Origin of the sequence: Collinsella aerofaciens (genome assembly GCF_040910325.1) — a bacterium.
GTDB classification, from domain to species: Bacteria; Actinomycetota; Coriobacteriia; order Coriobacteriales; family Coriobacteriaceae; genus Collinsella; species Collinsella aerofaciens_BL.
In genome coordinates this window covers 50,638-72,796 of record NZ_JBDGAV010000013.1, presented here as the reverse complement: position 1 = coordinate 72,796, position 22,159 = coordinate 50,638, and the positions used below count along the sequence as shown (strand labels likewise).

Genomic DNA, 22,159 nt, shown 5'->3' with positions numbered 1-22,159 from the left:
GTAGGTCGCGGCGGCCCAGACCTCGTTCTCGGCGCTCGGCTTGTCGCGGGGCCTCCTGACCCTCGCCGGGATCACGGTGTTAGCGTCGGATTATTTTAGCCAAATATAGTCGGCCGGGATTGGTCAATCTCGGCCGACTATATTTGGCTAAAATAATCCGACGCTAACAGCGCGATATTGAGTACCTGCTTATCCTGCTCGAAAGATACATTGAGGAGGACAAAGCGCGGCGACTAGCAAAGATTTATGAGGCCTACCTAGATAAAGAAATTAGCTGGGACGATCTTCGTTTGTTTGCAGAGACTTTGGACAGATTTCTACCTGGAGACTACGAAATGCTTCGAGAAAAGAAAACTTTTCAGACGCTCAGAGGCAGAGATGCAGAAGTTCTTCTTCGATTAACCGGACTGGGATTGCTGATTGAGGATATCCATCGGCAGCAGTGGGACGTAGTAGATACGACGCTCATCTTCGACGATCCCGACGAAATTGAGAAAGAAGAAAGGGTTTATCGTAGGACCGAATTTGGAAACAGGATGGTATCTATACTTGGCTAGCTACTGCAGACAGCAATCTGAGCGCGCTCTTGTCGTCTTGGTTAAACTGCTCGGATCTACCAGTGATTTTTACTGCATTAGGCATTCGTAAAGGGAATCGGTTCTTCACGATTCGCATCCTTTCTAGTGCTGCCTTTATTTAATGATCGAGATATGCTCGGCGACTGCGGTGTTCTGCCCCTTAGGTTACAGACGGTTGTTTCTATTGAGCTTCCAGAGGAAATACATGGGGTTCTCTTTTGCCTTGGCTTCTCGCAAGAAATCTGCGGATTGAGATGCAACGGCCCCTATGCCGGCAGCCCCGAGGAAGGCCATGGCATCAGAAGGTGATGCGATTCCGTATTGCCCCAATGTAAAGCTCGCAATTCCGATAGCGGCTTCAATGCCTGCGGAGGTGACTAATCGGGATCGCTCGTTTTTCATCACTAAAGATATCTTGTGAAGCTCGGGCTCAATTAGGTCGTTCTTCAGGTCAGCTAATGTCGAGGTGTCGATGGGCCTTTCGCTCAGGCCTTTGGACAAGGTATCCCTAAACACAAGAAACGACTCTTCGTTTCTAATGCGGCAATCAAGGATGCTACGCAACGTTGCATTTTCAGCAATGGGGAGGGGGCAAGATAACCGGCGAATGGGTATGGTCTGATCTTTTCGAGGATAAAGGGTGGAAGTTGCGGACTCGAGGAACTCAATCTGAGCTGGACGAGTGGTTAAATACGAGCTATTCGAAAAATAGGGATTGACGAGGGCTTGAAAGCAATCGTCCAACAATGGCAGTAGGATAGTCAAGATGCCGCCTTTCTCCAGCATGTCTCTATCCAATCGCGTTTCGCCTTGGCTTGCATAGAGCGATTCGTATTCAGACGGGATTACCAGGAAATCGACATCCATCTCATCATGGGACCCATATGCATCCATTCCCTCAATCGCTACATACAGATTCCCATCTGGTGCTTGTTTTAAAGTGCACGAGGTAGAGGAACAGAATTGTCGTACGAGTTCATCCCAATAACTCGATATCAATCCTTTTGCTTTTGATTCTCTTTCGATTTGTCGCGCTAGGCAATCTTTGCAAAGAGGAATGTAATTGCTCGAAAATCCGAGTATTCCAGCTTTGACTATGTCTTCGACTCGCATGGTCAAATAGATCCCGAATGCAAGTTCATCGACTGAGACATAATCATCGTGCCCCATTTCGAATGCCGATTCTATAGGGCAATGAATCAGTGTTTTATCTGCATACAATGCTGAGAACTTTGCCAAATGGTAAATGTTTTGCTCTCGACAGGCATAGTCAGTGCAGGGGAATTTGCCTCCTTCAAGGGTGGAGTCAACAGAAAAATTGAACAGGGATTGATTTTCGATTTTTTCGATTGGGATAAGGGGTGCAAGGCCCCTAATAAAGGCGTCGAACCTCCTTTGCCCCAGTTCTTCTAGGTACGCAATTATTTCGGCAAGAGAGCTGTTCTTGAATGCGGCTAGATAAGAATAAAGGTCATCGTATGCATGAGTCGCCATTTCGCTCACCTACACTTTCGGAAAGAGTTTTGCGTCGTTATTTCCGAGGCGTCGTTGGGCTCGCAATCGACTCTAGTGTGCAGCTGCTTCTCGACGTACTCCCTCATGTTCTGCCTCCACATGTAACTAATTGATTTGCTATGTGCCATTATGAATGGTATATAGCAAATCAATTAGTTACATTTAATGGAGCATTGCGAGCGTGGCGCACGCAAAGAAGAGTCGTTGTATGGAGGCTTCCGGCAACGGCCTTTTGTACGTCCGTGACTGTTGGGTGCTATCGCGGATGACGTCATTGTTGCCTGCACTCTCGATCCAAGGATGTAATTACGGAAGTGCGGGGAAAATCGAGAACCTTCGAGCACAACGCGATTTTTAGCACCAAAACCGCAGTTCGCGGAAGCGAAAACTGGGGCCTGGTTAGCATTTCTTCGATTTTCCCCGCACTTCCGAATTTGACCCCTTGCCGCACCTTGATCACGTCTTCAAGTGGCTGGTTCATCGCTAATGGAGTTTTCTGCGGTGCTTGAATTGCGGTGTTGTGATTAGGGCAAAAGGCTCTTGGCTCCGGGGAGGCTCATCGCACGAAAATTCAAGTTGCTGCTGAAGTAGGGCTTGCTTCGGCAGCGCTAACAATAAGGGCGGCTCTGCTAGTCTCGGGAGACCGCGGCATTCGGCGGGCCTGCCGAATGCCGCGATCAGTAGCGGTCAGTAGCGGTCAGTATATTCTTCGGAGCCGTTTCTCTGGGCTTCGGCGGACTTGCCAACTCGCGCTTGGGCACTACTCAGTAGATTACTCAGCAGTGCCCAGTAGATTACTCAGTAGTGCCCAGCAGGGGGAGGGCAGCAAACGCAATGGGCCTGTTTCCCGGCTAGGACCTGCAGCCTCAAACTTCGCTTGGCATCCTGTAGAACTGGTGCGGGTCTTTCGGGCTTTTCCCTACCCATTCCAACAGGCCTCGCCCGGCAAGGTCTTTCAGAGTCTTCGAGGCCGTTTTCCTACCGACATTGGACTCCCGCGCGAGGTCGGAGGTCGTGATTTTCCCCTGAGCGGCGGCAATTGCCATCGCTGCTCGTTCGCGCTCGCTGAGGAGCGGTCGGTTGTCGGCCGCGGTTCTCCTGAAGGCCGCTTTCTGTAACCCAGGACGCTCGAAGACGACGACGGTGCTGTTGACGGTCTGCTCGAAGCGGAACCTCACGCCGGCTGCCTCGCAGGCCTCCTTGATGCGCGGTATGCCCGTGCCGTACTGCTCGATGACGCCGGCGCGGAACAGGGTGCGCGCGATCGCGGGGTTTCGGAGGCCGAACTCGCTCGCGGTACCGTCTAGGTGCTCTTGCGGCGAGTCGCCCTCGGGGAACAGGCCCGGGCTCACGATCTGGACGGTGTCCATGAACACGTTGACCTCGACGGCGGTGCCGGTGGTGTAGTCGCGGTGGCACAGCGCGTTGGCAACCGCCTCGCGGATGGCCTCGGCCGGGATCTCGGGGATCTCCTTGCGGTACATGCCCGTCTCGCCGATGACGAACTCGCGCCTGATGTTCGACGTCACGAAGTACTCGGCGAAGTCGAGCAGCTTGAGCATGGTGCCGCACTCGCGGCGCAGGTCGAGGATCTTGGCCTTGGTGTTGCCGCCCAGAAGCCCCAGCTTCATCCTGGGGTAGGTGTCGGATCCCTCGCAGAACAGCTCCACCGCGGCGTTTCTTAGGCTGCCGTCGGGCGCGACGAGGTCGAGCCTTGCCAAGGTGTCCTCCACGCCGGCGAACCCGCCGCCCACGCGTCCGGCCCTGCCGCCGCGCGCGACGAAGTCACGCACCGCCTGCTCGTCGGCGTCGGAGACGGGCCTGCCGGACGGCAGCGAGTCCCACGGGCTACGGGCGCGCTCACGCTTGACGACCATGGCGCTCAGCTCCGAGGCCGACAGCGCTTTGTTCGAAGTCCCCACGCGGGTGAAGTAGCGTCCGTCGGCGGAGTAGGGGGCGTCGGCACCTGAGAAGGCAATTTTGATGTATCGCAGCCCATCATCGGCGTCGAGGCACTCGACCGTCGGGAACACCGCGGGCTCGATCTTGTCGGACACCCACGACGTCACCTGGCGCAGCGTTGCGTCGCTGACATCCTGGCCGATGACATCGCCGTTGTCCTTCACGCCGAAGTAGAGCTCGCCGCGGCCGTGCTTGTTCAGCATGGCGCTGATGGCTTGCAGTGCTTCTTTATGCTCGCCAGTGGACTTCTTGAACTCGACGGTCTCGCTCTCGCTGCCCAGGTTCATCCGCGCTGCCTTTCCCGTTCGTTGCTTGTCTCGTTGGATTATACCGTGGTCACCATGGGCGAAAACGTGGAAGCGCGCTTGCTTGCCTCTACCATGTTCTCATGCGCCTTAATGCCCTTTGTGAAGAATCATCCCATTGGGAAACGGGTCCCTATGGAACGATTTTGGTATCAGGCATAGGGGGGCGCTATCGTGGATGTCGTCACCATTGCCTGCGCCCTCGATCCAGAGATGTAATTACAGAAGTGCGGGGAAAAATCGAAAACCTTCGAGCACAACGCGGTTTTTTTGTATCAAAACCGCAGGTCGCGGAAGCCTAAAACGGGGGTCTGGTCAGCATTCCTTTGGTTTTCCCCGCACTTCCGAATTTGGCCTCTCGCCACATCCCGATTACGTCTTAAAGTGGCGCAAAAAGCCGTGTGCTCTGCTTGATTTTGCTCAGGAATTATGCCTGAGGGGTAGTGGATTCGCCTTTCTCCGCCGTGCAGCGGCACGTGTAGGGCTCTCTGGCTCAGGCGCGAGTCGCTTCCCGTCTGAAAAAGTTCTTAAAACAGCTTTAAAGTTGCCTTTGGCCTACATTGACAGCGTACAATACGCATGTTTACCATGGCAAAAGCTAAATTTGGGGAGGGGGAGCGCACGGTGGAAGTGCTGGTTGTTGGCAATACCGCGTATGTCGATGACGACTTTTGTGCCAAGGCGTTTCCCGGTGACCATGTTCAGGTCGTGGCGGCCAACGAGGCGCGCCGCGACGGGTCGTCGCTCCATGCGTCTTGGAAAGAGCTGCTGCAGCACCTGGACCAGGCTTACGAATTCGACCGTGTGGTCTACCTCTCTACCTATCTCACGCCGCATACCGAGGCCGTTGGCGACATTGAGCTGCTGCGCTTCGTCTTTCGAGCTTGCATGGGTCGCCAGATTCAGCTGCTGTTTGTGACTGGTCCCATGGGAGCGGACGGTGCGGTGGACGTTGCGGGGCAAAACGGCAAGGGCATCATTGCCCGTGCGGCCAACGACCTGTGCCGCTACTATGCGGTCCGCGACGGCATTCAGGCCAAGATCTTGCGCGTGCCGTATCTGTACACCGCCTCGCCCACGCTGGAAGACCCGATTTTGACCCCGCTGTTCGAGGCGTGCTCGCAAGGCTCTGCTGTCATGAGGGCTGGGGCGGACTCACCGCTCGGTGCCCTCTGCGCCGAGGAGCTGGCCGTTCTGGTGCGTCGCATCTTCGACAGCTGGGATGCCACATTCGAGGAACTCGAGGTTCCGGATAGCTTTGCCCACACCGTGGGAGACCTGGGCGAGGCGCTCAAGGGCTTGTTCCCGGGGCTCGACATTACCTACGACGGGGACGCCGTCGTCTCCATTGCTCCGAGCGATACCGTCCGCACGCGCTATGGCTGGTTTCAGCGCTACGACCTGTTGCGCGATCTTTCGACCATTCAAGCGCGTTGGGATGCTGGCCGCGCAAAGAAGGTCAACCCCTTGCGCGCCGCCATCGACCGCATCCAGATGCGCACGCCGCCTATTAAATGCCTGGAGACGGTAGCCGCCTGGGTCCTGTTCGAGGTGCTGGAGCACCTGTTCTCCCAATCTACCCAGCTCAACGTGCTCGATTATCGCCTGCTCTACGTGGTGCTGATCGGCACGCTGTATGGCTTGGACTTTGGCTTGGTCGCGGCACTGCTGGCGTCGGTGGGTTTGGCCGCGAGCTACTTTACTCAGTACGGCTATACCTTCCAGGGTCTGTTCTACGAGCCGTCCAACTGGCTGCCGTTTATTGCGTACTTTGTGGTGGGCGCCGTGTGCGGCTATGTGCAGCTGCGCAACAGCGAAGCTATTAGGGCGGAGCGCGATCAAAACGACCTCGTGCGCAACCGTAATACGTTTCTTACGCAGCTCTACCACGACGCGATCGAGGACAAGCGCGCGTACAGGCGCCAGATCGTGGGCCGCCACGACAGCTTTGGCAAGATCTTTGCCGTGACGCAGGAGCTCGACGTGCTCAACCCACGCGACATCTATCGCAAGTGCTGCGAGCTTCTGGGCGAGATCCTCGAGAACGATTCGGTTGCGATCTACCATGTTTCTGGCGGGGCATTTGCACGCCTGGTGGCAGCAAGTCCCGCGATTGCCGAAGATGCCGCACGCTCGCTCACGCTTGAGCAGCTTGCACCTCTTTTGGGCGACGGGGGTCGTTCGAACCTGTGGGTGAACCGCGAGCTGACGCCGGGGCTTCCCATGTTTGGATACACGATCGAGCGCGACGGGGCACCCGCCGTGTTGATCTTTGTGCGTAGTGCGGCCGAAAACCAAATGACCCTCTATTATCAAAACCTGTTCCGCATCTTGTGCGGGTTGGTCGAAAGCGCGCTGGGCCGTGCCTTTGACTATGAGGCGGTGTCGCAGGATAAACGCTGCGTTGACGGCACTTGCGTGCTCAAGCAGGCCGCCTTTGGCCAAGAGCTCGCTGCGGAGCAGGCGCTGGCAGATAGCAAGATGGGGAGTTTTTTGCTCCTGCGCGTGGTACCGGGCATGGAGCCTGTCGGCGAGCTGGTGGGCGCAATTGGGTCGGCAATCCGCGAGAGCGACGCGGCGGGCTTGGTCGACGGCGACGTGCTCTACCTGCTTATGCGCCAGGCAAAGGCGTGCGATCTGCCCATTATCCGCGAGCGCCTGAGCGCAAAGCAGATTGCGGTGGAGCCCGTCGACGGCGAGGACATTGTGGCGCTGCTGCAGCACATCGCTTATACCGGTGACGGTGAGGGGGGTGTCGCTTGATCTCGCTTGTCGTTGCTGCCGTCTTGCTGCTGATTCATGCGCTGGTTTGCCTGATGCTGTGGACGCTCATGAAGCTGGGCCTGCTGCCGGTGCGCGGACACATGCTGGCTGTGATAGTGCTGGTGCCGCTGTGGGGCCCGTTGCTGGTGGTTCTGCTATCGCTCCGCAGCGCGGTGTTTGGCGAGGGGCTGAAAGAGTCTGCGCTGGAGTCGCTGCGCTTTAACGACGACCTGCATCGCAGCATCTTGGTGCACGACCGTGACGCCGATGCAGGCGTAGTGCCGCTCGAGGAGGCGCTCATCGTCAACGACCCGGCATACCGGCGCCGCCTAATGCTCTCCATGCTCACCGAGGAGCCCGACGCGTACCTGGCGCAGCTGCAGGCGGCTAAGCTTAACGACGACGTTGAGGTGGCGCACTATGCCGCGACGGCGGTGGCGCAGATCTCCAGGGAGTCCGACCTTAAACTGCAGCAGCTGGAGCGTGCCTTTAAGACGGACCCGAGCGCGCAAAACCTCAACGAATACTGTGATTTTCTTGGTGAATACTTGGGCTCGGGCTTGGCCGAGGGGCGCGTGGCTCAGATTCAGCGCCAACAGTACGCGCGCCTGCTTGCGCGTCGCTGCGAGCGCGAGGATACCCTTGAGCTGCGCATTCGATACGCGACGGCGCTGGCCGATGTCGGACAGATCGACGAGGCACAGACCGTGACCGACCAGCTGGTGCTCGACGTGCCCGAGGAGCAGGAGGTTTGGATGCTTTGCCTGCGCCTGGCCGTGATGCGCCGCGACGGTGACGAGGTCCACCGTGTAATCGATGCGATCGACAATCAGCATGTGTATTTGAGTGCCGCCAACCGCGAGCAGCTGGCGTTTTGGCGCGACGGGGAGGAGGCCCGATGAACGTGGCGCAACATATCCGCGACCGTGCAGGCCGCTTTCGTTGGATGGGGCTCCTCGTGGTGTGGGCGGTCTTTATTGCCATGGCCGCCGTGCTGCTGGTGGAGCGTGCCGGCGTGCAGTACAGCGCTGGACAGCACAAGCTGGGCATGCTCGCCGCCAACGACGCTACGCCTGCAAGCTCGGCAATCTTTGGCCAAAAGCCCACGTGCCTGGTCATTACCGACTCGGACCAAGATGGCGTCGACGACGTTAAAGACCAGTTCGACCAGATTTTGCTGGACATGAAGATCGCGCACCGCGACGTTGACCTTGCCCTGGATGGCGCGGATGCCATTCCCTCGCTGACCTCCTTCGATCGCGTGATTTTGCTCATGCCGTCGCTCGATGGGCTCAGTACGCACCTGACCGACATTATGAGTTGGGTGAGTGCCGGCGGTTCGCTTATGCTCGCCATGCCGCCGGATAACTCGAGCTATCTGCAAGTGATTGCCTCCAAGCTTGGCATTGAATCGGCCGGATATGACTATGTAAAAGCCGAAAGCATTGTGCCGAGCGAGGACTTTATGCTGGGCGGGGGAGAGCGCTACGAGCTCTCGGACCCCTTTGATTCGTCGCTTTCGGTATCGCTGCGCGAGACGGCTCGTGTGTGGGCTATGACCGGCGATGCGGGCGCCCCGCTCATTTGGTCCAATGACTGCGGTAGCGGGCGCACCGTGGTGTGCAATATCGGTATCTATGACAAGGTCATGCGCGGTTTTTACGCCGCGGCGATCAGCCTGCTGGGTGATGCCACGGCCTATCCGGTCATCAACAGCGCCGTGTTCTATTTGGACGACTTTCCTAGCCCCGTGCCCTCGGGCGATGGTACTTATATCAAGCGTGACTACGGCCTTTCCATTGCGGATTTTTACACTAAGGTCTGGTGGCCCGATCTGCAAAAGCTCGCGCAAAAATACGGCATTCGCTATACCGGCGTGATGATCGAAAACTACGAGGACGCGGTCAACCAGACCGAGCCCGCGCGCCAACCCGATACCACGCAGTTCCGCTATTTTGGCGGCATGCTGCTGCAGATGGGCGGAGAGCTGGGCTTTCACGGCTACAACCATCAGCCTCTGGCACTCTGGGACACCGACTACGGCACGCTGTACGTCTACAAGACCTGGAAGAACAAAGAGACGCTCGTCGCTTCGCTCAACGAACTTATCGCGTTTCAGGACGAGGTCCTGCCCAACGCTCACGGCTCGGTTTACGTACCGCCGTCGAATATCCTTTCGGTCCGAGCGCGCAAGCTCATCGGCACCTACGTTCCTCGCATTAAGACCATCGCCAGTACGTACTTTGAGGACGGTACCGACCTGCCCTACGTGCAGGAGTTTGGCGTGGCGAGCGATGGCATTGTGGAGCAGCCACGTATTGTCTCGGGTGGCATGGTCGACGATTCCTATATGCGCCTGGCAGCCGTGTCCGAGCTCAACATGCACTACGTGAGCACGCACTTTATGCACCCGGATGACCTGCTCGATCCGGATCGCGGCGCCAAAGAGGGCTGGGAGGTCTACAAGGGCGGCCTGACCGACTACCTGGACTGGCTTACCAAATCCGCGCCCGATCTGCGGCACCAGACGGCGTCGGAGTGCTCCGGCGCCATCCAGCGTTTTTCGTCCGTGACGGTGAGCGTGAATACCAGTGCGGATGCCTGGACGCTCAGTCTGGGCAATTTCCACGACGAGGCGTGGCTCATGTTCCGCGCCAACAATGGCGAGCCGGGTGCAGTCACGGGTGGCGAACTGACGCACCTTACGGGCAATCTGTATCTGCTCAAGGCAAATGATAAGACCGTGACGATTGAGCGCAAGGAGGGCGGCGATAAATGAGAATCTGCTTGGTACTCGAGGGTTGCTACCCCTATGTGCACGGCGGCGTATCTACCTGGATGCATGGCTATATCCAGGCCATGCCCGAGCATGAGTTTGTGCTATGGGTGATCGGCGCGCATGCTGCCGACCGCGGCAAGTTTGTCTACGAGCTGCCCGTCAACGTGGTCGAGGTGCACGAGGTGTTCCTGGACGATGCCCTGCGGCTTTCGGGCGAGCAGCACGAAGCCAGTTTTGACGACCGCGAGCGCGAGGCGCTACGCCGCCTGGTGTCGCTCTCCAATCCGGATTGGGATGTTCTGTTCGATATTTTCCACCGCCGTCGCGTGCATCCGCTCTCGTTTTTGCAGAGCCGAACGTTTATGGACATCTTCCGCGACGTGTGCCTGGCAGAGTACCCCTACACGCCCTTTGCCGATGCATTCCACACCATGCGCTCTATGCTGCTGCCCGTGCTCTACCTGTTGGGCAGCGAGGTACCGGTGGCCGATGTGTACCATGCCATCTCGACCGGCTACGGTGGTCTGCTCGCCTGCCTAGGCTCAAGCGTTCACCATGCGCCGGTGCTGTTGACCGAGCATGGCATCTACACCCGCGAGCGCGAGGAAGAGATCATTCGCGCCGATTGGGTGGTGCCGTCATTTAAGGACCGCTGGATTCGCTTTTTCTACCTGCTTTCGGAGGAGATCTATCGCCGCGCCTTCCGTGTGACGAGTTTGTTCCATAACGCCCGCAAGACGCAGATCGATATGGGCTGCGATGCGGACAAATGCCTGGTCATCCCCAACGGCATCCAGTTCGACCGCTTTAAGGACATCCCCTTAAAGCCCGATGACGGCTGGGTGGACATTGGCGCGGTAGTGCGTCTGGCGCCCATCAAGGACGTCAAGACCATGATCTATGCCTTCTTTGAGTTGCACGAGCGCCTGCCCAAGGTGCGCCTGCACATCATGGGCGGCGTGGACGACGAGGAGTACGGCGCCGAGTGCCACGCGCTGGTCGAAACCCTGGGCGTGCGCGACCTGATCTTTACCGGCCGCGTCAACGTGGTCGAGTACATGGAAAAGCTCGACTTTACCATTTTGACGAGCATCTCCGAGGGCCAGCCGCTCAGCGTGCTGGAGTCGCTTGCAGCGCGCCGTCCCTGCGTGACGACCGAGGTGGGCTGCTGTCGCGAGCTTCTCGAAGGCGCCCCGGGCGACGACTTTGGCGTGGCGGGTTTTGTGACGCCGCCTATGTATCGCAAGGGCTTGGCCGATGCCATGGAACGCATGTGCACAAGCCGCGCTCGTCGCATTGAGATGGGGGAGCGCGGCCAGCGTCGCGTTGCCACGTACTTCTTGCACGAGCAGATGCTCGCCAACTATCGCGCGCTGTACGACGAGACGGCGCAAGCGTTTGACCTGCCCAGAGAGGGGGAGTAGCCGGTGGCCGGAATCGGTTTTGAGCTCAAGCGCCTGTTTAGGCGCAAGGGTCTGTTTGCCACGATGCGCGCCTATGGCTACGCTGGCATTGTGTGCACGGGCCCCATGCTGCTGGGCGTGCTGCTCCAGGTGGGTATCTTGGTGCTGTGCGGTCTGTGGGGTGTGGGCCGTGCCAACCAAGATCTGCTGGTGTGCATGGTGACCTATACGCTGCTGGCGTCGCTCACGCTCACGAGTTTTTTCTCTATGCCGGTCACGCGCTTTTTGGCCGACATGCTCTTTGCCGAGCGCGAGGATGAGATCCTGCCTTCGTTTTGGGGGTCTAATGCCATCATGCTCGTTGCGGGCACCGTGCTCTACGGCGTCTTTTTGCTGTTCTCGGGCGCCACGCTGCTGCAGGGACTGCTGTGCCTGTGGCTGTTTAACATTATGATTGTCAACTGGAACGGCATGAGTTACCTCACGGCCATCAAGGATTACCGCGGTATCCTATGCAGCTTTGCGGTTGCCATTGGCGTGGCGTGCCTGTGCGCCCTGGCCGCGCTGGCGCTGGGGCTGCCGCCGGTCGAGGGCCTTTTGGCGTCAATTGCTCTGGGCTACGGCGTCATGCTCGCCTGGGACGTGGTGCTGCTGTACCGATATTTTCCGCAGAGCGAACGCAGCCCCTGGCTCTTTTTGCAGTGGCTCGATCAGTTTATTCCGCTGGCGCTCACGGGCTTGTTTACCAACCTGGGTCTCTTTGCGCACTTGGTGATAATTTGGGCCGGTCCCATTGGCGTGCAGATCAAAGGTCTGTTTTACGGGGCTCCTTACCATGACGTGCCGGCACTCATTGCGTTTTTGACCACACTCGTCACGACCGTCAACTTTGTGGTGTCGGTCGAGGTCAATTTCTATCCGCGCTACCGTGACTACTACAGCCTGTTCAACGACGGCGGCGTGGTGGGCGATATTGTGGTGGCCGAGGAGGAGATGCTCTCCACGCTCAACAGCGAACTGCGCTTTTGCGCGCTCAAGCAGCTGTTTGTGACCGCGGCGGTCATCTCGCTCGAGACTACAGTGCTGTCGGCCCTACCGTTGGGCTTTAACAACCTGATGCACGGGTATTTCCGCACGTTATGCGTGGGCTATGGCCTGTATGCCGTGGGCAATACGTTATTGCTCATCTTGCTGTACTTTACCGACTACAAGGGGGCCGTGCTGGCCTCGGGACTGTTTGCCGGTGTGGCCGGGCTGGCGACTGCCGTGTCGTTGCTTTTGCCGCAGCAGTTTTACGGCTTTGGCTTTTTGTTGGGTGCGGCGGTGTTTTTTATCGTGGCGCTGCTGCGGCTCGATACCTATACCGCCAACTTGCCGTATCGTATCCTGAGCCAGCAGCCCATTGTGGCTACTGACAAGACGGGCTGGTTTACCGAACTTGGCCGGGTGCTCGACCGTGTTGAGCAACGCTACGAGGACAAGCGCGTGGGCGGTGAGCCGCGCAGTGCGTTTGAACGTATGGTGGTTCGCCTGTACCAAAAACATTTGGGAGGTTCTGATGATCGATAAGTTGATGTCTCGCCGCTGCCTGATCGAGGCGGCTGCCGGTGCGCTGTTGCTTTCGGGCTGCTCGTCTCAGGACGAATCCTCGACCAAAAAGGTCAAAAAGCAGGACAAGATTAAAAAGGCTGAGGCCTCGGGCGAGACCAAGCACCTTCGCGATAAGGACGAGCTGTACGAGGTCTACGACGACTCGGGCATTGTGACCATGTACCTGACGGTCTCGCGCGGCAACAGCTCCGAGAACACCGACCATACCTGGGCCGAGATCAATACGTACTCGGTCTACGACTATGCCGACATGGGCGTGACGCGTTATCAGGTTATGGGCCTGCTGCAGCCAGGCGATGATAAGGGCCCCGTCGCTGGCGAGGTGGGCTATGGCGAGGAGGCGCCCAACGCCACGGTGCAGGTGCGCGGTCAGACGTCGAGTACCTATACGCAAAAGAACTACAAGGTGGAGCTCAAAAAGGGCAAGGGCACGTGGCGCCAGCAGCGCGCGATTGCGCTTAACAAGCACATGGGCGAGGGCATGCGCTTTCGTAACAAGATGGCCTACGATCTGATCCGTGGCATTCCCCAGATGATGGGCCTGCGCACGCAGTTTGTGCACTTATGGGTGTGCGACCAGACCGAAAAATCTAACGACACCTTTGAGGACTACGGCCTGTTTACGCAGGTGGAGCAGCTCAACAAGACGGCGCTTAAGGCACATGGCCTGGATAAGAGCGGGCACCTGTACAAGGTGAACAGCTTCGATTTCCATCGCTACGAGGACACCATTAAGCTGGCGGATGACCCCGACTATAACCAGACGGCGTTTGAGGGCATGCTCGAGATAAAGGGCGATTCGGACCATACCAAGTTGATCGAGATGCTCGATGCGCTCAACGACGATACTCAAAAGATCGACGATGTTCTCGACACCTACTTCGACACCGAGAACCTGGTCTATTGGATGGCGTTTCAGATTCTGACGGGCAGCTGCGATACGCAGAACCGTAACTGCTATCTGTACAGCCCGCTTAACTCCAAGGTTTGGTACATCCTGGATTGGGATAACGACGGCATGCTGCGTAAGCTGGAGCTTTCTCTTGCCGGGTTTTCGGACTACGCGAGCTGGGAGCGCGGTGCAAGCAACTACTGGGGCAACGTGCTGTTTAACCGCGCGTTGCGCAGCAAGTCGTTCCGCAGCGAACTCGACCGTGCCGTCAAGGACTTGCGCTCGTATTTGACCGAGACTCGCCTGGCCAAGATGATCAAGCACTACCGCGAGGTGACTGAATCTCTGGTCTTTGCTTCGCCCGATATCGACAATCTGCCTGTCACCAAGGACCAATACGAGCAGATCGCCGCGGCGATTCCCTCCGAGATCGAGGAGAACTACAAGAGCTTTCGCGATAGTTTTAAAAAGCCCATGCCGTTCTACATCGGCGTGCCGCAGATCGATAACGGTAAGCTGCGCATTAACTGGGATGCGTCCTACGACTTTGAGGCGCGCGACATTCGCTACACCGTAGAGCTTGCGCGCGACTATGCCATAAGCGACGTGGTCTTTAAGGCCGAGGACGTGCTGCTTCCCGAGGTGACCTGCGATGCGCCCGATGCCGGCCAGTATTTTGTGCGCGTGCGTGCCACCAACTCCGACGGTTATACGCAAGATGCGTTTGACTACTATGTGACCGACGACGGCAAGCACTACGGCATGAAGTGTTTTTACGTGCAAGACGGCGGTAAGGTCGTGGAGGACACATATGAGGAGGGCTAGCGCGCTGCTTGAGCGCTTGGCGGCTCCGTCTGCGCGAACCACGCAGGAGCGTTACCGCCACGAGCTCAAATATCTCATTAACGAGGGCGAACACGCCGCGCTTGCCTGTCGCATGGCGCCGGTATTTAAGCTGGACAAGCATGCGCGGGCGGGCGATTACACCATTCGCAGCCTGTACTTTGACGACTACTGCAACTCGGCCTACGAGGAAAAAGACGCTGGCATTCTCATGCGCAAAAAGTATCGCGTGCGCATCTATAACGGCAGCGACAAGGTGATTAAGCTGGAGCGCAAAAAGAAGTACGGCAGCTGGATCTACAAGGAGGACGCGCCGCTCACGCGTGATGAGTTTGAGCAGATTCTGGCTGGCGACTACGACTTTTTGCTGAGGAGCCCCTATCCGCTCTGTCGCGAGTTCTACATCGAGTGCATCTGTAATATGATGCGCCCGCGGACCATCGTGGACTACGAGCGCGAGCCGTGGGTGATGGACGAGGGCACCGTGCGCATTACCTTTGATAGCAACGTGCGTGCCGCGGTGGGAAGCTTTGACATCTTTGACGCGACGTTGCCCGCGCTGCCCGTGCTGGAGCCCGGCAAGCTGGTGATGGAGGTCAAGTTTACCGAGTTTTGTCCGCAGCTGGTGCGCGATATGGTGCCGCCGGGTGCGGCCGAACTCACGGCGGTCTCAAAGTACTGCCTGTGTTATGACAAGACCGCCTACCTGCGCGGTTTTAACTACTGGGAATCGGATTTTGGGAACCGAGGGGATATTTAAACCATGAGCACCAGGGACTTTTTTAAGAACTCCGTCTTGGAGGCGTTCGGTCAGGTCGACCCTGCCAAGATTGGCCTGTCGCTGCTCGTGGCGCTCGCCATGGGCATCCTGATCTATTACGTGTACAAGCGCTTTTTTACCGGCGTGGTCTATTCGCGCAGTTTTGCCGTGACGCTCGTGGGCATGTGCGTGCTCACCTGCATGGTCACGCTCGCGATCTCGACAAACGTGGTCATCTCGCTTGGTATGGTCGGTGCTCTGTCTATCGTCCGTTACCGTACGGCGGTCAAGGACCCGCTCGACCTGCTGTATCTGTTTTGGTCCATTACCACGGGCATTACGGCGGGAGCCGGTATGTATGCGCTCGTGGGACTCACGGCGGTGGTGATCGTGGTGATGATTGCCGGCTTTGCGAGCCACCAGGACAAGGCGCGCGTGTACATGATGGTCATCCACTACACGGGTCAGACCACCGGCGACGATATCGTGCGTGCATTTGGGCGCACCAAGTTTTCCGTCAAGTCCAAGACGATGCGCGGCGACAAGGTCGAGATGGCCGTTGAGGTGTTCTCGGACGGCGTGGATATGCCCTATGCCGACGCCATCCGCGCGCTCGATGGCGTGGAAGATCTGACGTTGATCCAATATAACGGCGAATATCACGGCTAACTATGGTCCGGCGTTTTAACAAACGCCGGACCGCTCGACGCTGCGCGGGCATCTGCCGGGCGATCTGCCGCTCAAACCGTCGCTCGCGTACATAAAGTACGCTTCGCTCCTCTTTCGCGGCACCTCGCCACGGCAGCTGCCCGCTCGCTGACGTTTGCTCGACCTGGATGAGCGAGTTGATTCATTGAGCGCGTTCGCGGGTATTATGGTGAAAGCGATTTCAATGACAGGGGTGCTCGTGGTTAAGATGAAAGATGTGGCCGAGTTGGCCGGCGTTTCGAGCGCCGCCGTCTCGCGCTACCTCAACGGTGGGTATATCTCGGCGGATAAGGCCGAGCGCATTAAGCAGGCGATTGAGCTGACCGGATACGTGCGATCCAGCCAGGCTCGCGCGCTGCGCACCGGTTCCACCAAGCTCATCGGCGTCATCGTGCCTAAGATCAACTCGGAATCCGTGAGCCGCATTACCGCCGGTATTGGCCAGGTGCTCGGTCGCCGTGGCTACCAGATGCTGCTTGCCAACACCGACAATGCGCCCGATCGCGAGCTCGAATACCTCGATTTATTCCAAAACCATCCGGTTGATGGCATTGTGCTGGTGGCGACCATGATCACCGACGAGCACCGTCGGGCGATTGACTCGTGCCGCGTGCCCATTGTGCTGATCGGTCAGCATGTCGAGGGCGCGGCGTGCGTCTATCATGACGATTACGAGGCTGCCTTTGAGCTGGGCCGTGCGCTTGCGGGTCGCGTGGACGGCAAGATCGCCTACATTGGAGTTTCCGAAGAGGACCGCGCGGCCGGTTTCGACCGTCGTCGCGGTTTTGAGGCCGGCTTGCGCGCCGCGGGCGCGGTGCTTGATCCGAGCCTGATTCGCCAGGGGTCATTTACGCTCGACTCGGGCTATCGCGCTGCGCGCGAACTGCTCTCCGTCGATCCCGATGTTTCGTTTATCGCGTGCGCGACTGACACTATGGCGGCCGGCGCCCTGCGCGCTTTTGACGAGCTGCGCGGCGTGGGCGAGGGCGTGCGTCGCGTGAGCGGTTTTGGCGACAACGCGTTTTTGCGCGCACTGACGGGCGGCATTCCCACCGTGCATTATGGCTACCTGACCAGTGGCGTCGAGGCGACCAATATGCTGCTCGACGCGCTCGATGGCGAGGAGGGGGAGAGCGGCCTGCGGACGCTCAAACTTGGGCATCAGCTCATGAATGTCTAGTCCTTGGACGCGTCTGCCTGCCTTTGAATCCCCAGTTTTTGTCTCAAAACTACCATTCGCCGGCTTTTTCCTACCGTTCACCCTACTGTGAAAACGATTACAGACATATGAAACTGAAAACGATTACAGTGTAAGTGTCAAAGATGGCCGGGTGCAGATGCGCCCGTTGGAGGAAAGGGAAGTCATGGACTACCGCAAATCAGCCCAAGAGGTGCTCGACAACATCGGTGGCGCCGGCAACGTTGTTTCGGCCGCACACTGCGCCACGCGTCTGCGCCTGGTGATTGCCGATAACGCCAAGGTCGACAAGGAGGCCCTCGAGAATATCGACGGCGCCAAGGGCGTCTTTGAGGCCCAGGGCCAGCTTCAGATTATTTTTGGTACCGGCACCGTCAACAAGGTCTACGAGGAGTTCATCGCGCTCAGTGGCGTCGAGGCTGCCACCAAGGCCGAGGTCAAGGAGGCCGCGGCGCAGCAGCAGAACATCTTTATGCGTGCCATTAAGGTGCTCGGCGACGTCTTTGTCCCCATCATCCCCGCCATCGTGGCTTCGGGCCTGCTGCTGGGCATTATGAGTGCCCTCAACTTTATGGCCTCCAACGGCTTTATCGCGCTCGACACCAATAACTTTATCTACAAGATTGCCGACCTGGTCTCGGGAACGTCCTTTGGCATCCTGCAGATCCTGATCGGTTACTCCGCCGCTAAGGCCTTTGGCGCCAACCCGTATCTGGGTGCCGTCGTCGGCGGTGCGTTTATCAACTCCTCGCTGCAGAGCGCCTATACGGTTGCCTCCGAGGGCGTGCAGACCATGGTCACTGTCATTCCCGGCGTGTACAGCTTTGAGTGGGTCGGTTATCAGGGCCATGTGATCCCGATCGTCATCGCCTGCGCCATTCTGGCCTTCCTCGAGAAGCGCCTGCACAAGATCGTTCCCGAGATGTTCGACCTCTTTGTGACTCCGCTCGTCTCGGTGTTCGTGACCGTGCTCGTGACGCTCGTTGCCGTCGGCCCCATCTTTGTCTGGGCCGAGAACGCCATCCTCGGTCTGATCCAGGCCCTGCTGACCCTGCCCTTCGGCATCGGTTCCTTTATCGTCGGCCTGTTCTATGCCCCCACGGTCGTTACCGGTATCCACCAGATGTACACCGCCATCGACCTGGGTCAGCTTGCCCAGTACGGTGTGACCTATTGGCTGCCCATCGCCAGTGCCGCCAACATCGCCCAGGGTGGCGCCGCGCTCGCCGTTGCCTTTAAGACCCGCGATGCCAAGATCAAGGGCCTGGCGCTTCCTTCGGCCCTGTCCGCCTTCATGGGTATTACCGAGCCTGCCATCTTTGGTGTGAACCTGCGCTTCTTTAAGCCCTTCATCGCCGGCTGCATCGGCGGCGGTTGCGGTGCCCTGGTCTGCGCACTCACCTCGCTTGCTGCTTCCGGCACCGGCGTTACCGGCATCTTCGGTATCCTGTTGTGCCTGGCCCAGCCCGTGCAGTACGCGATCATGTTTGCGGTCGCCGCGCTGGTTTCCTTTGCCGTCTCGTTTGTCCTGTACAAGGACGAGCCCAAGGCTTCCGAGCAGGCCTAAGAGCTTTTGATTGAGGGGCGCCCGCGGGTTGTATGCTCGCGGGCGTTTCCCGTATCTGGTGTCGATTTCTGGCGCCTTGTTACTTTCGATCCGTTAGGACTTTGATATGTCTAATGCACTTGGCCGCGACCTTGCAAAGCTGGTTGCCGCTGTTGACACCGCCGCCTCTGAGTGCGGTCATGGCGCATATGGCCAGCACTTCCATATTATGCCGCCGGCGGGCTGGCTCAACGACCCCAATGGTCTTTGCCAAGCGGGCGGCGTGTTCCATGCCTATTTTCAGTATGCGCCGTTTGATGTCGAGGGTGGCGTCAAGATGTGGGGCCATGCCACAAGCCGCGATCTTATTACGTGGGACTACGTTGGCGCCCCGCTGCTGCCCGACGAGCCGTTCGATTGCCATGGCGTGTATTCGGGCTCCGCGCTTGCCGAGGACGGCCGCATTCGCGTACTGTACACAGGCAACGTTAAACTCTCCGATGCAGACGGCACGTACGACTACGTCAATACCGGCCGCCGCGCCGATACTGTTTATGTCGAGAGCGTTGATGGCCTTGCCGGTCGGGAGTTCAGCCAAAAGCGTGTGGTGCTGGCGTCCGAGGATTATTCCGAGGATTTGACCTGCCATGTGCGCGATCCCAAGGTGTGGCACGATGATAATGGGCGTTACCACATGGTGCTGGGCGCGCGTCGTCGCGTGGATGGGCCGCATGTCGATAGTCGATTTTGCGCCATGCACGGCGAGGGTGCCGGGCGCGATGTGGGCGAGATCCTGGTGTATGGCTCGGCCGATATGCTGAGTTGGGAGCTCGAGAGCCGCGTGTCTACCCCCGAGCGCTTTGGCTTTATGTGGGAGTGCCCGGGGTATCTGGAGCTTGAGGCGGATGGCGGCGTGCCGGCAAGGTTTCTGTCTTTCTCTCCCCAGGGGCTCGAGGGCGGTCGTTGGGACCGCGGTAACGTGTATGCAGCGGGCTACATGCCTGTAACGGGCGACATTACGGGTGGCAATGACGCTTATGAGCTGGGCGAGTTTCGCCTGTGGGACGCCGGTTTTGACTTCTATGCTCCGCAGGAGTTCACGGCCGAGGACGGTCGCCACATTCTGATCGGCTGGATGGGCATGCCCGATGAGCCGACCTATGGCAACGCGCCCACCGTGGCGTGCGGCTGGCAGCACTGTATGACGGTGCCGCGTGAGCTTACAGCCGGTGCTGGCGGCGTGGTGCTGCAACAGCCGGCGCGCGAGATTGAGCACCATTATGCCTCGGTGCGTGTGGGGGCGGGCTCGTTGGAGGTTGCCGGCGATACCTGCTTTGATGTTGTTGTCGACGGTGTCGACGGCGCGTTTGCCGCGACCGTAGATGGCGAGCTGAAACTGGTGTTTGTGCCCGCCGAGGGCGAGCTTCCCGCGCGCTTTGAGATGCGATATACCGATGAAGGTCGCGCTTCTGCCGGCTGCGGTCGTACCGTGCGCTGGGAGCCCGTCGACGAGGTGCGCAACGTGCGCATTGTTGGCGATGTCTCGTCGGTCGAGGTGTTTGTGAACGATGGCTCGCTCGTGTTTTCGACGCGCATCTATCCCGAGGCCTATGGCGTGACCGTTGACACTCCGGGTGCGAACGTGACCTACCACGCGCTCAACATCTAGGCGATTCGTCGCATATCGGCGCTATACTGCAGCCGTTGCCCACGATGCGGGGAACACCCGCATCGTGGGTTTTTGCTTATGAAGGGGCGGTGCCTTGTGGATGTACAGCAGCTAGAAGAGGCTTGGGCTTTGAGAGCCGGCGCGCGTGAGGTGCGGTTGCTTGCGGCCTCGCATGTGCCAGCAGCGCTGTCGCAGCTGGGGATTGTGTGTCCCGGCGATTGTCTGGTTGCCTTTGCGGACGACTTTGCCGATGCGTTTGCGCGCGGCTTTGATGGCTGCGACGTCGCGCTGGTGGGCTCGACGTCCGCCGAGGCGTTTGCTGCGGCGTCCGGTGGCTTTGCCGGCTCGTTTGACGCTGAGGGTCCGCACCTGTGGTGGTTCGTCAACTCCATCGGCGGGTTTGGTCTGCGTGTGCCTGATCTTCGTGCGCTGGGTCGGGCAGCGCGTGAGGCCCATGCGCTGCTGGTTGTGGACAACACCGTGGCGTCAGCTTTTGGCTGCGATTCGCTGCGGCTGGGTTCTGCGCTGTCGCTCGAGGCGCTCGATCGCGTATGCGCCGGTGATGCTCCGCGCAAGTTGGTTGCCGTATCGGTCGCGCGCTCGCAGCTCAAGCGCCATCGCGTGGATGCCGCGGCCGAGTGCGCGCATGCCCTGCTTGAGGGCTGTGGCTTGGCCAAGTTTGAATTGACTGCTGACGAGGCCGGTGTGCTGGAGCGGGGACTGGACTCGCTCGACGTCCGCATGCAGGCGCATTTCGATCGCGCCCGTGCGCTGGCCGAGTATCTGGCCGCCAACGAGATGGTGCGCAGCGTGCGCTATCCCGGGCTGAGCTCGCATCCCGACCATGTGGTTGCAACGGGAATCCTCGAGCACGGCTTTGGCCCGGCAGTTGAGTTTGACCTTATCGAGCGCAGTGCGGGTGATTTCTTCGATGCTTTGCCGGGGGAGTTTCGTACATCGCCCGCCGGCGGCGCAACGACGCGCCTCTCGGCCACGCGCGGCAAGCAGGGGAGCACCATCCACCTCTTCGCCGGCACCGACAACCCCCTGGTCGTAGCGTCCGCCCTAGATAACGCCCTCCGCAACTAGCTAAATCATCCTCGACTCCATAAGTTGCGGTGAAATAGGGATTGATTTACGGCTTTAACCGCATAAACAGCCCCTATTTCACCGCAACTTATGAGAAGGGGTTGTGTGGCTATAAGGCCCCGTCCCAAATTGGCTACTTTGGTTGATGCTGGCGATGAGGTCGTTCGCTTTTGTGGCGATGACGTTGTTGATGTCGGCCTGCAGCTCCTCGTAGACCGCTATGGCTCGCTCGCCGGCGGGGGTGAGCGTGGATCCGCGGGCTCCGTCGCGCTCGATGAGCTTGCAGCCCAGCTGGCCTTCGGCCTCGTTCACGATGCGCCAGGCCTTGGAATACGCCATGCCCATGCTCTTGGCGGCGCGGTTAAGCGAATGCTCGCGGGCAATACCTTGCAGCAGCAAGACGCAGCCGTGACCAAACACGCCCGGCAGGTCTTTGTCGCACGCTTGAATGACCAACTTTGCCGTCGTCTTGTACTCCATGTGCTCCACGTCTCCCCGCTAAAGTGTTTGCTGGGCAAACGCAAAGCCTGCGTCAAAC

General features: G+C 58.8%; 16 protein-coding genes. 13 read left to right on the top strand and 3 right to left on the bottom strand.

What is annotated here, in order from left to right; genetic code table 11:
• Positions 1-290 precede the first annotated feature (290 nt).
• A complete protein-coding gene (locus AB5Z25_RS06830; protein WP_368135124.1) occupies positions 291-557 on the top strand; it encodes a hypothetical protein in 267 nt (88 codons plus the stop codon).
• 186 nt (positions 558-743) lie between these two features.
• On the opposite strand, the gene AB5Z25_RS06825 is transcribed toward AB5Z25_RS06830, so the two are convergent.
• Together AB5Z25_RS06825 and AB5Z25_RS06820 are read right to left on the bottom strand one after the other, a co-directional pair.
• Positions 744-2,081: a hypothetical protein gene (locus AB5Z25_RS06825; protein WP_171025300.1), complete on the bottom strand. Its 1,338-nt coding sequence runs from the start codon at positions 2,079-2,081 to the stop codon at positions 744-746.
• Positions 2,082-2,959: 878 nt separating this feature from the next.
• Positions 2,960-4,342 (bottom strand): RNA/DNA-binding domain-containing protein, encoded by a 1,383-nt coding sequence (locus AB5Z25_RS06820; RefSeq protein ID WP_117774272.1) that lies wholly within the window; start codon positions 4,340-4,342, stop codon positions 2,960-2,962.
• Positions 4,343-4,948: 606 nt separating this feature from the next.
• Here AB5Z25_RS06820 and AB5Z25_RS06815 point away from each other — a divergent pair.
• From AB5Z25_RS06815 to AB5Z25_RS06760, 12 genes are all read left to right on the top strand, one after another.
• Positions 4,949-7,123: a DUF4118 domain-containing protein gene (locus tag AB5Z25_RS06815; protein ID WP_368135123.1), complete on the top strand. Its 2,175-nt coding sequence runs from the start codon at positions 4,949-4,951 to the stop codon at positions 7,121-7,123.
• Complete coding sequence (locus tag AB5Z25_RS06810) at positions 7,120-8,025, top strand: hypothetical protein (protein WP_368135122.1); 906 nt, start codon at positions 7,120-7,122, stop codon at positions 8,023-8,025. Before AB5Z25_RS06815 ends, AB5Z25_RS06810 begins: the two co-directional genes overlap by 4 nt.
• A complete protein-coding gene (locus tag AB5Z25_RS06805) occupies positions 8,022-9,902 on the top strand; it encodes a DUF2194 domain-containing protein (RefSeq protein ID WP_368135121.1) in 1,881 nt (626 codons plus the stop codon). Before AB5Z25_RS06810 ends, AB5Z25_RS06805 begins: the two co-directional genes overlap by 4 nt.
• Positions 9,899-11,326 carry a GT4 family glycosyltransferase PelF gene (pelF, locus tag AB5Z25_RS06800; protein ID WP_368135120.1) on the top strand — a complete coding sequence of 476 codons (1,428 nt, stop codon included), beginning with the start codon at positions 9,899-9,901 and terminating at the stop codon, positions 11,324-11,326. The genes AB5Z25_RS06805 and pelF overlap by 4 nt, the downstream gene beginning before the upstream one ends.
• Positions 11,327-11,329: 3 nt before the next feature.
• Complete coding sequence (pelG, locus tag AB5Z25_RS06795; RefSeq protein ID WP_368135119.1) at positions 11,330-12,874, top strand: exopolysaccharide Pel transporter PelG; 1,545 nt, start codon at positions 11,330-11,332, stop codon at positions 12,872-12,874.
• The gene (locus tag AB5Z25_RS06790) at positions 12,864-14,633 is read left to right on the top strand and encodes a CotH kinase family protein (RefSeq protein ID WP_368135118.1); all 1,770 of its coding nucleotides are present in this window, start codon (positions 12,864-12,866) and stop codon (positions 14,631-14,633) included. Before pelG ends, AB5Z25_RS06790 begins: the two co-directional genes overlap by 11 nt.
• A complete protein-coding gene (locus AB5Z25_RS06785; protein WP_368135117.1) occupies positions 14,620-15,411 on the top strand; it encodes a polyphosphate polymerase domain-containing protein in 792 nt (263 codons plus the stop codon). Before AB5Z25_RS06790 ends, AB5Z25_RS06785 begins: the two co-directional genes overlap by 14 nt.
• A gap of 3 nt (positions 15,412-15,414) precedes the next feature.
• Positions 15,415-16,080: a DUF4956 domain-containing protein gene (locus AB5Z25_RS06780; RefSeq protein ID WP_128620598.1), complete on the top strand. Its 666-nt coding sequence runs from the start codon at positions 15,415-15,417 to the stop codon at positions 16,078-16,080.
• Positions 16,081-16,327: 247 nt separating this feature from the next.
• Complete coding sequence (locus AB5Z25_RS06775) at positions 16,328-17,299, top strand: LacI family DNA-binding transcriptional regulator (protein WP_226790723.1); 972 nt, start codon at positions 16,328-16,330, stop codon at positions 17,297-17,299.
• Between the two features lie 184 nt (positions 17,300-17,483).
• Positions 17,484-18,884, top strand: coding sequence for a PTS transporter subunit EIIC (locus AB5Z25_RS06770; RefSeq protein ID WP_118080507.1), 1,401 nt, complete (start codon positions 17,484-17,486; stop codon positions 18,882-18,884).
• A gap of 106 nt (positions 18,885-18,990) precedes the next feature.
• Positions 18,991-20,532 (top strand): glycoside hydrolase family 32 protein, encoded by a 1,542-nt coding sequence (locus AB5Z25_RS06765; protein ID WP_368135116.1) that lies wholly within the window; start codon positions 18,991-18,993, stop codon positions 20,530-20,532.
• A gap of 96 nt (positions 20,533-20,628) precedes the next feature.
• Positions 20,629-21,621, top strand: coding sequence for a PLP-dependent transferase (locus tag AB5Z25_RS06760; RefSeq protein WP_368135115.1), 993 nt, complete (start codon positions 20,629-20,631; stop codon positions 21,619-21,621).
• A gap of 78 nt (positions 21,622-21,699) precedes the next feature.
• Here the strand turns inward: AB5Z25_RS06760 and AB5Z25_RS06755 are convergent, their stop codons facing one another.
• Positions 21,700-22,101 (bottom strand): winged helix-turn-helix domain-containing protein, encoded by a 402-nt coding sequence (locus AB5Z25_RS06755; RefSeq protein WP_368135114.1) that lies wholly within the window; start codon positions 22,099-22,101, stop codon positions 21,700-21,702.
• Positions 22,102-22,159: the final 58 nt, after the last annotated feature.

What these genes read in the sequence shown, in the direction of transcription:
- AB5Z25_RS06820 (WP_117774272.1), bottom strand. Translation starts at nt 4,342, where the DNA reads ATGAACCTGGGCAGCGAGAGCGAGACCGTCGAGTTCAAGAAGTCCACT.
- AB5Z25_RS06815 (WP_368135123.1), top strand. Translation starts at nt 4,949, where the DNA reads ATGGCAAAAGCTAAATTTGGGGAGGGGGAGCGCACGGTGGAAGTGCTG.
- AB5Z25_RS06805 (WP_368135121.1), top strand. Translation starts at nt 8,022, where the DNA reads ATGAACGTGGCGCAACATATCCGCGACCGTGCAGGCCGCTTTCGTTGG.
- pelF (WP_368135120.1), top strand. Translation starts at nt 9,899, where the DNA reads ATGAGAATCTGCTTGGTACTCGAGGGTTGCTACCCCTATGTGCACGGC.
- AB5Z25_RS06790 (WP_368135118.1), top strand. Translation starts at nt 12,864, where the DNA reads ATGATCGATAAGTTGATGTCTCGCCGCTGCCTGATCGAGGCGGCTGCC.
- AB5Z25_RS06785 (WP_368135117.1), top strand. Translation starts at nt 14,620, where the DNA reads ATGAGGAGGGCTAGCGCGCTGCTTGAGCGCTTGGCGGCTCCGTCTGCG.
- AB5Z25_RS06780 (WP_128620598.1), top strand. Translation starts at nt 15,415, where the DNA reads ATGAGCACCAGGGACTTTTTTAAGAACTCCGTCTTGGAGGCGTTCGGT.
- AB5Z25_RS06775 (WP_226790723.1), top strand. Translation starts at nt 16,328, where the DNA reads ATGAAAGATGTGGCCGAGTTGGCCGGCGTTTCGAGCGCCGCCGTCTCG.
- AB5Z25_RS06770 (WP_118080507.1), top strand. Translation starts at nt 17,484, where the DNA reads ATGGACTACCGCAAATCAGCCCAAGAGGTGCTCGACAACATCGGTGGC.
- AB5Z25_RS06765 (WP_368135116.1), top strand. Translation starts at nt 18,991, where the DNA reads ATGTCTAATGCACTTGGCCGCGACCTTGCAAAGCTGGTTGCCGCTGTT.
- AB5Z25_RS06755 (WP_368135114.1), bottom strand. Translation starts at nt 22,101, where the DNA reads ATGGAGTACAAGACGACGGCAAAGTTGGTCATTCAAGCGTGCGACAAA.